Below are 13,144 nucleotides of genomic sequence, written 5' to 3' on the forward strand. Positions count from 1 at the left end.
GAACAAAACTACTTTAACCATAAAACGAAAAATTGTATAAATGTAAACCTATAAAAACAGCCAGTGTAATTGTTTTCTTTCTAGCGCAGTCGTTTTTTCAAAAAAAACTTTAGGAGAGAACCCTGTCAATGATTTGAATTCTCTTATCATATGGGATTGGTCAAAATAATCAACACTATATGCAATATCCGTTAAGCTGTTTCTTGTATTGTTTGATGAGTATTTATTAACCGCATTTCGAAATCTTAGTATCTTTTTGAATTGAGATGGAGTTTTGCAGATATGCCTGCCAAAGTGTTTGTTTAGCGTGGTACGTGAAATAGCATTTTTTTTGCATAGTTCTGTAATTGTTAAAGCATCGTTTTCTTCACACATAATTTCAGACAAAATAGTTTCAAGAAAATCATGCTGAAACCCTATTAATTTGGATAACCAATAACTTTCAACAGCTTGAATTTTTTCGGTATCATTTTGCAAGGAAAGAACTTCCATCATAGCTTTTCTATAATCTTCAAAAGGTGAAAATTCAGAAAAATTTGAGCTATTATAGTGGCTCAATTCATGCTCCAAAAATGAATTAATAGCTAACGGCTTAAAATAGATAGTAATTTCTTTTATTTCTCCTTCGTATTGGACATAAACCGGCTTATTGAAATTAGACACCAAATTTGTTTCAATCTTATTGTCATCGCATTGCCCAATTATTAACTTATTTCCTTTATTAATAGTTTTTGATTTTTCACTTATTGACACAATGGTAAAAATAGATGGAAAGGTTATGTATTGGGCAGGTTTTTCTTCAGATGTATGCGTGAGTATATAAATACACTCTATGTATTTTTTAAGTAAAGGATTTAAAGGGGAATAAACTTTTATTTTCATAGTTTATAAAAATTGGATTCACCACCTGTCAACGAGACTTTAATTTGTTGTATTGCCACTTTTATAAAATCTATTTTAAAAATTTTATCTATCAAAACCAATCTTTCCAATTTTAGGCGCATAAAGCAATTTAAGATCGGAATGATATTTATTAAATTCTTGATTTGAAATTGCTTCAATATTTCTTAACCACTTCAAATCATTCAATTGAGTTTCGTAACTCAAATTAGAATCTAAACTTAGATATTGTTCTCTTAAATACTTATCTCGTTCAGTAAATAATTTTGATATAAATTCGTTTACAGTATTCTCATTAGGACTTTTCTTTAATAAAAAGAGAAAACCATTGCTATAAGTTCTTATTCTCCACGAATTCTCATTCATAAAAACATAAATAGCAAATAAAACTATTCCAAGTAATACAAATGCAATCCACATTTCAGGATCTACACCTTTATCATTTCGAAAAGAAAAAGACATTCCTCCAAGCATGAAAAAAAACAAAGACATTAGTAAAATGATATTATTTGTTGCTTTATGAGTAGTTTTTTCTTTTGACAAATTCTCAAAAGCAACCAAACCTTCACTTTCACCTCCTAGGTAAGATGTTTTATAATGTAATTTATTTTCAAGGATATTGTATTCTATTTTTTTAAACAATCTGCGTTGTCTTATTGTCTGCATTTTTTTTAAGTTTATCTTACGCATTATTATCAAATATAATAATTCTAGATTGTCCTGAAAGAGTTACTAAATAAAAAAAAGCCCCAGATTTCTCTGAAGCTTTTTTTGGTTTCTATATTTTTTACATCAACAATTGTGATGCTTCAGACAACTAATTCTTTTCCAATTCTGTTTCAGTATGCATCAGGCATAACCACTTGCTGTTTTCTTTAATCCAGGTAGAAGTGCAAACACACTTTATAGGTTCTTTTTGACTTTGATCTACTATCTCAAAATCGAGACGATATCCTATTACCGCAGTATTTTCGGCAATTAGTTTTTCTTTTACATCATAGATGTTCAGCACTTTTATTTTATTGGTTTGCCCAGAATCGAACATTTTTTTAAACTCGGTCTCGCTAATACTCTGAACACCATTTTTTCCTGCCACTATGCAAGGAAACATCGTCAGATTGTTTACCGTCTCATAATCATGATTTTGAACACCTTCCCAGTATTTTTTTTCCAATTCTATAATTTGACCTTCCATATTATCTCGTTGTTAATTAGACATTTCACAAATTTCAAATTAATATTGACATGAAGTTGCTCTTTTAACATAGATTTAATTTTAGCAAGAAGTTAGTTAATACTTTATTCTTTCGATTATAAAAAAAAGAGAGAACACAAGTTTCTCTCTTCTTAAGAATATAAATCTATTATCTAAGATTGCATATCATTTACACAATCAACAGAGTAAGAGCATTAGTTATTTTTTTTATAAAATGAACTACTACAATGAGAAGCAACAACCTCCACCTGCTAGAGGATATTCTGGAGGGCACGCCGCTCCATTTTTCAAGATTGCTTCTCCACTTATAAGTGCTTTAGCGCAAACTTCTGTCACTCCCCCTTTTACTGCTTTTAGCTCATTTTTAGTTAATTCTTGAGCTCCTTCCAATTTTAAAATTTTCTTAAACATAATGATAAAGTTTTTAAGATTCAGTTAATACCCCAATCATTTAAAGACACTTGAGATTTTTGTCTATCCTCGCGCAGAATGTTTTCTATATTTAATAATAAATAAATGTAAAATCGAAAAACAATGTACGAATATACTTTATTTTAAGATTGATTTTTTACGGTTTACCTCATTTTTTCAACTTTTATTTAATTATTAACTTTAAATTCCAAGAATACTTTAATTTATTGAATGGTAGTTCTCAATTTTTCCTTACTGTCTGACCTGTACGAGGTTCGCCTCTTTCTGTAAAAACATCGTTAGTATAGTAGTTCACAAATTGCATCGGAATACCAACACCTGTTGCCAGCGATGGAGTTGTCTGCAAATGATAATGCAAATGTGGCCCAGTAGAATAACCGCTGTTTCCCGCCAAGCCTACTTGCTGTCCTCTCACTACAGTATCTCCTACTGCAACTATTATGGAGTTCTTTTTAAAATGAAGCATAAAGGAATATTCTCCATTCAAATGATCAATTACAATGTAATTGCCCAATGTTTGTTTTGTGTTTTTAACTCCAGGAACATTGTCTTCTATGGCATTCTCCATCGCAATAATTTTTCCGTCACCAGGAGCATTCAAGCGTTTGCCAAAACAATAATAATCTTCATTTTTGGTTCCGTCTCCTGTTCTACCGCTATTGTTTATTACTTGAACTATATCAAGAGCATATCTCTGGTGGCGATTAGGCGTAAAATGATGATTTTCTTCTAGCGATTTTCCGCCTGCAGCAATATACCAGTCGTCTTCAAAAGGCAGTTCTAATACGGTTTTGGTTTTGTAATTTAAATAGATTTCTTCATCGTTTTTTCCTTCGTCTCCCATTAGCATATCTGCACAAGATAGCAGTGAAAAAGAAGATGTGAACATAAAAACGTAAACTGCAGTTTTAATATATTTCATGATTTAGAATTTATAGTTAATGCCAAGATTTAATTGATGCTGTAATTCTCTATAAGCACTTGGAATTTGAAGTCGAGAATAATTAAAGTTATAAGTTGCCTTTACGTCAAAATGATTGGAAAGTTTGTAACCATATTCTAAATCCCAAAATACACTCTGATAATTATCTAAAGTGTAAAATTTACCTTCGGCATTGGTAACACGAAAAAGCACAACAGGAAGGGTTAATTTTGAAGATAAATAGTGTTTTTCATTTATCTGATAACTGAATCTGCCTGCAATTCCAAATTCCTGATGAAACGTAATGTAATCTCCATCATGATAAGCAGCCAAAAAAGTTCGCGATTGCAATCCTGCATGTATTGTAAATCTATTTTTGTCGTACACTTTTTTTAGATACGAAAAGTTGATTCCGCCTTTGTAATAATCTGTGTTGAGATTGGACAGCCTATCTGTTTTTAGGTTTGATGATAGATAGTCTAGATTTACTTCAAACAAATTATCATTTTTACTGGTACGCGTATAGTTTAATTTATACACCAAACCCTCATAATCATACGTTGCTACAGGAGCAAATTCGAGATTTTTCAAATACCCCCAATTATTTCCAACAGAAAACTCGAGCTGATTCCTTTTTTGCGTGGTTTGAGATTGAACAGATACCGCAGACAAAATCGCGGCACTAAACAAGAGACGATTTAATTTCATATAATTTGAGATGATTAAGTTGATTATCATTGTCCAAAACTATACGAATTGCAAAATGACGAGGTTTCAAAACCTTAACACTGGAGAAATCCGAACTCATGAACCTTCAGTTTTAGAAGACGGAAATTCAAAATATCTCTCAAAAATTCTTTCTAAATCAGCTAATTATAGAAAATTTTTTCGGTTTGATTTGTACAGAAATCATTTTAGTTAATCATTTCTTAATCCATTTAGAAAATCATTTTCATTACTATAAATTCGCCTTGTCAATTCGTATGAAATAAGCTATATTTTTACAAATAACTAATTATTGCGATTGCCAAGAATAACCAAAAAGCCGAATCCAAAAAACAATTTTATACTAAAAACTTGATTTATACAACACTTCTAAATATTGCAATTTTTCAAGGAATAGTATTAGGCTTAATCATTTTAAAGTCTTCCTTATTCAATAGTCAATCAAATAAATATCTGGCCTATTCGATATTCACACTTTCGTTGCTTTTACTGAATCTGGTTTTCGAAATTGCAAACACTTATACAAGTTTTCCATTTTTGCGCTTTTTTGACGATGTTGAAACTGCTTTTCTTTTGCCTGTTTTCATCTTTTTATTTATTATAAATCGAGTTGATGATGCTGTGAAAAGCAGACAAAAGATAATTTTATTTTTCATTCCATTTGCGTTTTCGGCTGTTCTTAATATTACATACGATCTCGATGCTGTAGCAGGTTTATATAAAATTCCTCAATTAGGCCTCGATATAATAGATGTATTAAATCAGATTGCACTTATTTTGGCTCTTACATTTATCCCCTTCGTGTTGCTTTATTCTTATTTTATGATAAAGCACTTAAAAGATAAACAGGAAAAAAAATGGGTACTTATATTATTAAGCCTAGTTTCTACCTTATTATTTTCGTGGGTTATTACCATCCTTATAGCTTTGTTTTTCGAATTTGACATTTCGGCAACGATGAGAATTCTAGCTTTATTTGGAACATTTTTAATCCACTGGACCTCTTATTACGGCATTTACAAATACAAACTTGCCAAAGACAAAGACAGCATTTACAATTTTCTAAATAAAGATTTAGCAATTGCAGATGACACCTCGTTTTCAATTGCAGAAAATAATCCTAAAGAAGAAAACAAAGAATCAATAAACGGTGACAATCTTCATTTTCAAAAACTGGAACTTCTTTGCAAAGAACATCATATCTATACTGACAGTACATTAAACAGAGAGAAAGTTGCCGAAAAATTAGGTATAAGCACGGGGTATCTTTCACAAATTGTAAATGCGATCACAGAAGACAACTTTGCCAATTACATTAATCAATATCGTGTCGAAGCCGTAAAAGAGATGATTTTAAATGCTGAATTTGAAAATTACAATTTGCTAACCATGGGATTGGAATCTGGATTTACTTCAAAAACGACTTTTTACAACGCTTTTAAAAAAGTTACCGGCCAGACACCCAAGGAATATAGAAATAGTAAAAAAATGAGTTCCGTTTTATAAAGTTTTAAGCTTTTGCAAACTAAAAGTTCTTCAAAAAACTATTATTAAGACGAAGCTTCAGAGAAATCTGGAGTTTTTTCACTTAACTCTTCTATTAAAAAACACGTAAAAATATTCCTTCAAAAATAAAATCATTCAATATTTCTAAAAATTATTTTTTACTTAAGAAACAAACATTTCGCCCACATAAACTCATAACAACAATTTATTAATCAAATAAATACAAAACCACTAACTCGATTAACATGCCAATACTGATCGTCCAAAATGGTTTTCCATCAAAAAAAAATTAAAATTTTTTCTCAAAAAGCTTTGTACATCTCAAAAATAGTTGCACTTTTGCACCCGCAATAGCAAAGCAGGTCCGTTCGTCTATCGGTTAGGACGCCAGGTTTTCATCCTGGTAAGGGGGGTTCGATTCCCCCACGGACTACTTACTAAGACAAAAGCTTCAGAGAAATCTGGAGCTTTTTTTGTTTATATTTACTTCTTTAAATGTTTGAGGATTTGAGAACAGTATTAAAAGCGGACAAAACCTACAAATTGGCAATTAATAAAGACACAAATACAGCAAACACAATAACAAAGCAAACAAGAAGTTATGAATGAAGTAATTTCAGATTACAAACACAATCAAAAAATCAACCCAAATCTTAAAATGAAACACAAATTAATAGCCCTTTTATTTGTATTCGCCTTTGCAAATATGTCTGGACAAGCGCCAGCCAGCAAAACCAACTACACCAACAGCAAATTACCTGCCGAAGAAGCTGTTACTAATAAATCTCTAAAACCGATTAAAAAGATTTCTCTCGACGATACCTCAATTTTAATTTACGATTACGATGGTTCGCTTTTTTCATGGGATTTAGAAGTCGAAAGCATTGTTTGGACAGTAAAAGCTTCAGACGCCCACACAGAGATGTGCGCCAACAAAATAACCATTCATGACGGAGTTGTGTATATTCCGTTTATTAATGGGGAAATTTATGCTGTAGATAATGGAACGGGAACCATTTTCTGGAAATCTAGAATAGGAAACATTACAGACCAGATTGTTCTAAAAGACCAAACTCCGATAATAGCTAACGGAAAATTATTTATTACGGCTCAAAATCAAAATCAGAGCAGTAATTTATACGCTTTAGATTTAAAAGATGGAAGCTTGGCTTGGAACTACAAATTAGACACTCCAAACAACGATATTGAGCCACTTTTTTTCGACAATAAGATCTTTACCCAAAGCGCAAACAATGTGTACTGTTTTGAAGCTAATACAGGAAAATTGCTTTACCAAAAAAGCTTTGATGAAACCATGACCGGAAAACCAGTTACAGATGGCGAAAGTGTTTTTATAGCAGGCGATAAAAATTGGCTGTATGCTCTAAAACCAAACAGTCTTGATGTTTTGTGGCAGTTTAAAATAGACGAAAACCAAAACAACGTAAAGGAGCGCATAGTATGCCATGACAAAAAACTATATTTTGCAGCGCAAGGCTCTGAAACTTCTTCGATATACGCTGTTGATTCTAAAACAGGAACTCAGCTTTGGAAAACAGATTTTAAAGGAGACAATGTAGAATACATTGTTAAAGAAGTGGACAATCTTTGGGGATATACCCGTAAAAAGAAACTTTTTGAACTAGACTTATCAAACGGAGAAATCGCTTTTGAAGAAAAATTAACTACACTGCCAATTTCCAATATAGAATTTCCTGCTGATGATAACCTACTTTATTATTATTGCGACGCAGGCTTAATTCAGTTTGATTTAAAAGAAAAAGACGAAAACGTATACTATATGCGTACTTCTCTTAAAGACGATCCTTACAGCGCTTATTTAAAGATAATTCGATAATAGCTTACTGCTTTTAAAATAAAAAAAAGACCATTTTTTCAAATGGTCTTTTTTTATTCTCTTGAGAAAAATCTATGCTCTAAACAAAGCATATTTATTATAGTTGTACAAAACTTTATCATAAGCAACATAAAGCGAAACTATTTTCTCTGATGATTCATTGAATGTGATTCCGTTATATTTTCTAAACAAGTAAATTTCTTTTAAACAATTAGAAAGACTTTGGTGAATTTCACTTGTAAAAGTCGGCAGTTTTTTATCTCCTACCAAAAGATCAATCTGATAGTTTGAACTGCTTTTTGATAAGTTATTACCAATAATTCTAATTGTAAAAGTGGTTGGTTTTCCGTACTGTTCTCCTTGATATTGTAGCGTCATAATTTCTTCTTATTAAGTGATTAGTAATGCCGTTGGTTAATCGGTTTTTGGTTCTCCGGATACTTATATTAAAGTTATAAAAATTTAGGCAAACATAAAGAATTCAATTCTAAATTAAATGTTATTTTTTCAAAAAGACGAAACCTCTAGAAACCACAAAACCGTAACGAATTACGGTTTTGGCAATTAACTAAATATATTTAATCAACTTGTTTAACGAGTGTAAAATTCATTCATAAGCATCGATTAATTTTGGGTAATTATTGTAATTTATTTTCTTGGTTTATTTCTAATAAAAACGGATTTCCATTTTCGTCCATCATGGTCATATTCAAAGCATCTAATAGTGCTGTCTTTTTTGAAACTTCGCCTGTAAATTTATTATACGAAAGATTCAATTCTTCTAGCTTGTTAAGCTTTTCAATTTCTTGCGGAATTGCGCCTGAAAATTCATTGTCAAATAAACTAAAATTTTCTAATACATTCCAATTAATAATTTCATTTGTCAAATTTCCCGACAGCTTATTATTATTCAGCAGCAATACTTTTAGACCAGAAATTTTATAAATCGAAACAGGCAGTTTTCCGTTTAATTCATTATTGCAAACCGCTAAAATTTCTAACTGATTTAGTTTTCCAATCTCCAACGGAAGCTCTCCAGAGATCTTATTCATAAAAAGCTCCAAATCTTTCAATTTAGTCAACTGGCAAATCGAAGATGGAATTGTACCTGACAATTTATTATCGGCAATATTAAGCACTTCCAATTCTTTCAGATTAAAAATGGCAGAAGACAAACTTCCTTCAATTTTATTTTTTTCCAGATTCAGCGATTCTAAATTCACAAGATCGTAAAAAGCTTCAGGCAATTCTCCCTGCAGATTATTATCTGCCAAATTGAGCGCGACCACTTTTCCGTTTTCGGCTTTAACACCGTACCAAGTAGAAACAGACAGACTTAAGTCCCATTTGTTTTTCCATTGCAAACCATTTGTTGCATGATACAATTTTATAAGCGCTTCTTTTTCTTTATCCGAAATGGTATCTGCCAAAACGTTTAGCGAAAAAGCAAATAATAAAGAAAGAGTAATTAAAATTTTCATAACAGATTTGGGATTTGTTACTCGCGTAAAATTATGCAATTCACAGTTATAATACACCAAATATCGGCAAACTGTTGAAAAAAATTTTAACCGTAAGATTTAAGCTGCTTTTATTATTTTTCAGAATCTGCATTTTTTTTGATTACATTTGATCAACTAATTCTAAAAACCTCACATTATGCAAATTAACTTCGTTGCTTTATTCCTTGCAGCAATTGTCACACTCGTAACTGGTTTTATCTGGTATAGCCCAAAAGTATTCGGAACAATCTGGATGAAAGAAAATAATCTTACTCAAGAAGAGTTAAAAAAGGGAAATATGCTTAAAATCTTCGGACTAACGTATATTTTTTCTCTCATGATTACAATGACTTTAATGTCTCTGACCATTCATCAGTCTGGCGCAATCGGAATGGTTGGCGGACCACCATTAATTGACAGTGCAAAACCTTCATTTGCTGCTTTTATGGCAGATTACGGAATGGCTTACAGGACTTTTAAACATGGGGCACTTCACGGATTTATGTCGGGACTATTTTTTGCTTTTCCATTAATTGGAATCAACGGTTTGTTTGAGAGAAAATCTTGGAAATATATTTTCATCCATAGCGGATACTGGATTCTTACTCTGACTCTTATGGGCGGAATCATCTGCGGATTTGCTTAATATCATTTATAAAAAACCCGTTTGAAAAATTTATTTCAAATGGGTTTTTCTTAATAATAACTTAAACCCCATTAGTTATTATAAATATTATCTAATTTTGAAGAAATTAGCTCACTCTTTTGAATACAACATATTCTTTCCAGATTTACAAAAGCGCATCATTACTGCCTTTAGAATGGAACTCGCTTGCAGCAAATAACATTTTTTTGACACGAGAATATCTCGAAGTACTGGAAAATTCTTGTCCAGTAAATATGACTTGCCATTTTATCGGGCTTTTTGAAGAAAAAAAACTAATCGGAATTGTGCTAACGCAATTCTTATTTGCAGAAAAACTCGAATCTTTTGGAGAGCGTGATAAATGCTTAAAAACTTCGGTGCGTAATTTTGCATTAAAGAATTTTGCTTCGCACGTTTTATTTGTTGGCAACAACATGCTTACAGGACAAAATGCTTTTGTTTTTGACAAGACCATCAAAGAATCCAAAGCGATTAAAACACTTCATAAGGCTATCAATCAGCTTAAAAAAGATTTGAAAGAAAGCGGAAGAAAAGTTCATATAACGAGCATAAAAGATTTTACAGCAAAAGAAATCGAACCGCTTCAGGCAGAATTCAAAAACAACTACACATTTTCGACACAACCGAATATGATTTTTGAAATCAATGAAAATTGGAAAACCGAACAAGATTACATTGATGCTTTATTAAAAAAATATCGCGACCAATATAAACGTGCGCGGAAAAAATCGGAAGGAATTGTAAAACAGCAAATGACTCTTTCCGACATTAAACAATATGAAGATGTGATTTACGATTTGTATTTTCATGTTGCAAAAAATGCACCTTTCAATACCTTTTTTCTGGCGAGAAATCATTTCAGCTTTTTCAAAGAAATCATGGGAGACAACTTTCTTCTCTATGGCTATTTTTTAGACGAAAAACTAATCGGTTTCAACACTTTAATCAAAAATGGCGATGTAATGGATACGTATTTTTTAGGCTATGACGAAAGTGTTCAACGCGAAAAAATGCTGTACTTAAATATGCTCTACGACATGATCGCTTATTCTATTAAGAAAGGTTTCAAAGAAATTGTTTTTGCCAGAACAGCTCTTGAAATTAAAAGTTCTGTCGGGGCAAAACCAGTTAAAATGTATGGTTTAATCACACATAGCAATGCATTGATTAACCATAACATTTCAAGGTTTTTCAATTATTTAGAACCAAAAACAGAATGGCAGGAACGTAATCCGTTTAAATAAAAAATGTGTCGCTCCGCTGGAGCTTTTCATTTGCATGTTCAATTTAAACTATAAATATTTCGCTCCTCCAGAGCTTGCTTTGGAAGAGCAAAATATTATAGACTAATTTTTCTATATATACTTTGCTCCTCAAGAAGCTTTTTTTTTGAGCTCTGGAAGAGCGAAATATTTATAGAAATGTTTGCCCTAAAGTGCTAAAAGCTCCAGCGGAGCGACACCAGTATTTCCCTAATAAAAATCAATCAAAACCTACGGTACCGCAATTTTCATTTGCTTATGCAGGATATGAATTTCTAAAGAAGTCTGGGCACCACAATATTCTCCATCAATTTGAAAATTAACAGGATAATCCGTTTTTATTTCAGCCTTATCGGTTGAAATAATCACAATATCATCAGAATCAATTGGCATATTTCCGGTAATTATTTTTCCGATCAAAAGCAGGTCGAGACTCTTTAAAATTACGAGCTCAAACTTACCGTCATTCATAGCACCATTTGGATTAATTACAACTCCAGTTCCATATTTCTGCGAATTGGCAATGACAATCATTCTTGCTACATGCTCTACCGTTTTGTTATTTGCCGAAATGGTAGCAACAAAAGGTTCTTCAGATTCTTTGAGCGTTGTGAAAGCTTGCAATGCATACCCCCAAAAACCACGCACATCACTTTCTTCATAATTTTTAACCAAATTGGCATTTAATCCGATATCGCTTAAATGGATGCTTTTTTTTCCGTTAATACAAATCATATCCATTTCAATATAATGGTGTAGAAACGCTATTTTAAGGTTCTCCTCTATTCCATCAGGAAGATTCAAGTCTACCGAAAGTCCGTTTGCAGAACCTGCAGGCAAAATCCCGATTACAACATCTTGCTTTTCTACCGCTTCGGCCACCATTTTTATCGTTCCGTCGCCTCCTGCAACAATAATGCGCTCTGGCTTAGATTCATTATATAAAGATTGTATCGCTCTTAGATCATTTTTTCCCGTAGTTTCGTAGACTTCCAAATCGAAATGATTGGTTGCTGCAAACTCTTCAACAGCATCAATCAGATCTGATTTATCCAAATCTCCCGAGATAGGATTTACAACAAATAGAATATTCTTTTTCAAAATTTTATTTTTAAAACCAATTAAATTAAGTAATTTACAGTTACATAAATATACGTAATTAATGAAACCAATTCTACAATTATATCGCGGTTATGCAAATGAGCAAGAGTTAATTGTAATGGGGCATGTTTTAAAAAGAGAAAACAAATACGATTTTGAGAAAAGAAAATTAAAAAATGCCACCTCGATACTCCGACTGTTCAGAATAAAAACCATTAAAAATTTTGATGTTTATCTTCACTACAATGGCGAAGTCATCCACACTAAAACATTAGATGATGGCTTTTTCAATTTTTGCATTCCATTAGAAAAAGAAACCCATTTTGGATGGATGCCTTACGAAGTGAGCTTAAAATATAAAGACGAAACCACAACTTGCAAAGGCAGTTTTATTAGACCTCATAAAGGAAAACTCGGAATCATCTCTGATATTGATGACACTTTTCTAATCTCTCATACTAAAAATTTATTCCTTAAAATTTACATCTTACTTTTTAAAAATGTAAACGACCGAAAAGTTTTTAAAGATGTAGTTTCACATTATCAAGCATTGAGCCAGTCCGGAAGAGAAAACCCTGAAGAAGGAAATGCTTTTTTCTACATCTCTAGCAGCGAATGGAATTTATACCGATTTATTGCTAAATTCACCCGAATTCACAAACTCCCTAAAGCCGTTTTTCTCTTAAAAGACATCAAAAGAGGAGTCACAGATTTCTTCATGAGCGGAAGAGGAAATCACGATCATAAATACGAAAAAATAAAGCATGTTGTGGAGTTCTACCCAACTTTAAAATATGTTTTAATGGGCGATGACTCGCAGCACGATCCTATTCTATATGAAAGAATATGCAAAATTTTCCCTGTTACTGTAATTGCAGTTTACATTAGACAAACTGGTAAAGCTCCAAAAAAAGAAGTAAATAAAATTTTGAAGAATTTAGAAAGCCTGAATGTCTCGGTTTGTTATTTTAAAGATAGCAGTAAAGCGATTGAACATTCTAGATCGATAGGGATTATTAAGTAGTTTGTTTCAAGTTTCAAGTTTCAAGTTT

Annotated in this window: 14 protein-coding genes and 1 tRNA gene; 6 read left to right on the forward strand and 9 right to left on the reverse strand. The window is 31.9% G+C overall.

Features of this window, described 5'->3' with window-relative positions:
- Nucleotides 1-48 precede the first annotated feature (48 nt).
- The 6 genes from AC3Y25_RS13505 to AC3Y25_RS13530 form a co-directional block, all read right to left on the reverse strand.
- The gene (locus tag AC3Y25_RS13505; protein ID WP_489903102.1) at nucleotides 49-882 is read right to left on the reverse strand and encodes a helix-turn-helix domain-containing protein; all 834 of its coding nucleotides are present in this window, start codon (nucleotides 880-882) and stop codon (nucleotides 49-51) included.
- An 84-nt stretch (nucleotides 883-966) separates the two neighbouring features.
- Nucleotides 967-1,566 (reverse strand): hypothetical protein, encoded by a 600-nt coding sequence (locus AC3Y25_RS13510; protein WP_489903103.1) that lies wholly within the window; start codon nucleotides 1,564-1,566, stop codon nucleotides 967-969.
- Nucleotides 1,567-1,717: 151 nt separating this feature from the next.
- Nucleotides 1,718-2,095, reverse strand: a complete 378-nt coding sequence (locus AC3Y25_RS13515) for a nuclear transport factor 2 family protein (protein WP_489903104.1) — start codon at nucleotides 2,093-2,095, stop codon at nucleotides 1,718-1,720.
- Between the two features lie 243 nt (nucleotides 2,096-2,338).
- A complete protein-coding gene (locus tag AC3Y25_RS13520; protein ID WP_427872328.1) occupies nucleotides 2,339-2,527 on the reverse strand; it encodes a bacteriocin in 189 nt (62 codons plus the stop codon).
- 241 nt (nucleotides 2,528-2,768) lie between these two features.
- Nucleotides 2,769-3,470: a M23 family metallopeptidase gene (locus AC3Y25_RS13525; RefSeq protein ID WP_427872327.1), complete on the reverse strand. Its 702-nt coding sequence runs from the start codon at nucleotides 3,468-3,470 to the stop codon at nucleotides 2,769-2,771.
- Nucleotides 3,471-3,473: 3 nt separating this feature from the next.
- Nucleotides 3,474-4,178: a hypothetical protein gene (locus AC3Y25_RS13530; RefSeq protein ID WP_489903105.1), complete on the reverse strand. Its 705-nt coding sequence runs from the start codon at nucleotides 4,176-4,178 to the stop codon at nucleotides 3,474-3,476.
- 369 nt (nucleotides 4,179-4,547) lie between these two features.
- On the opposite strand from AC3Y25_RS13530, the gene AC3Y25_RS13535 reads away from it, so the two are divergent.
- The 3 genes from AC3Y25_RS13535 (at nucleotide 4,548) to AC3Y25_RS13545 (ending at nucleotide 7,560) form a co-directional block, all read left to right on the forward strand.
- A complete protein-coding gene (locus AC3Y25_RS13535; RefSeq protein WP_489903106.1) occupies nucleotides 4,548-5,702 on the forward strand; it encodes a helix-turn-helix domain-containing protein in 1,155 nt (384 codons plus the stop codon).
- A gap of 361 nt (nucleotides 5,703-6,063) precedes the next feature.
- Nucleotides 6,064-6,135, forward strand: a tRNA-Glu gene (locus AC3Y25_RS13540).
- A 168-nt stretch (nucleotides 6,136-6,303) separates the two neighbouring features.
- Nucleotides 6,304-7,560 carry an outer membrane protein assembly factor BamB family protein gene (locus tag AC3Y25_RS13545; RefSeq protein ID WP_489903107.1) on the forward strand — a complete coding sequence of 419 codons (1,257 nt, stop codon included), beginning with the start codon at nucleotides 6,304-6,306 and terminating at the stop codon, nucleotides 7,558-7,560.
- Nucleotides 7,561-7,632: 72 nt separating this feature from the next.
- Here AC3Y25_RS13545 and AC3Y25_RS13550 read toward each other — a convergent pair whose 3' ends face one another.
- A complete protein-coding gene (locus AC3Y25_RS13550; RefSeq protein WP_489903108.1) occupies nucleotides 7,633-7,938 on the reverse strand; it encodes a hypothetical protein in 306 nt (101 codons plus the stop codon).
- A gap of 260 nt (nucleotides 7,939-8,198) precedes the next feature.
- Complete coding sequence (locus AC3Y25_RS13555; RefSeq protein ID WP_489903109.1) at nucleotides 8,199-9,041, reverse strand: leucine-rich repeat domain-containing protein; 843 nt, start codon at nucleotides 9,039-9,041, stop codon at nucleotides 8,199-8,201.
- Between the two features lie 178 nt (nucleotides 9,042-9,219).
- On the opposite strand from AC3Y25_RS13555, the gene AC3Y25_RS13560 reads away from it, so the two are divergent.
- Together AC3Y25_RS13560 and AC3Y25_RS13565 are read left to right on the forward strand one after the other, a co-directional pair.
- Complete coding sequence (locus AC3Y25_RS13560; RefSeq protein ID WP_095928658.1) at nucleotides 9,220-9,708, forward strand: DUF1761 domain-containing protein; 489 nt, start codon at nucleotides 9,220-9,222, stop codon at nucleotides 9,706-9,708.
- Nucleotides 9,709-9,827: 119 nt separating this feature from the next.
- Entirely contained in the window at nucleotides 9,828-10,973 is a 1,146-nt protein-coding gene (locus AC3Y25_RS13565) for a GNAT family N-acetyltransferase (protein ID WP_489903110.1), read from the forward strand.
- Between the two features lie 249 nt (nucleotides 10,974-11,222).
- Here the strand turns inward: AC3Y25_RS13565 and AC3Y25_RS13570 are convergent, their stop codons facing one another.
- On the reverse strand, nucleotides 11,223-12,092 hold the full coding sequence (locus AC3Y25_RS13570) for a diacylglycerol/lipid kinase family protein (RefSeq protein WP_489903111.1): 870 nt from the start codon (nucleotides 12,090-12,092) through the stop codon (nucleotides 11,223-11,225).
- Between the two features lie 61 nt (nucleotides 12,093-12,153).
- Between AC3Y25_RS13570 and AC3Y25_RS13575 the strand changes: the two genes are divergently transcribed.
- A complete protein-coding gene (locus AC3Y25_RS13575) occupies nucleotides 12,154-13,116 on the forward strand; it encodes an App1 family protein phosphatidate phosphatase (protein ID WP_489903112.1) in 963 nt (320 codons plus the stop codon).
- Nucleotides 13,117-13,144 lie beyond the last annotated feature (28 nt).

The sequence above is a fragment of the Flavobacterium sp. LK-23 genome, from assembly GCF_058135255.1.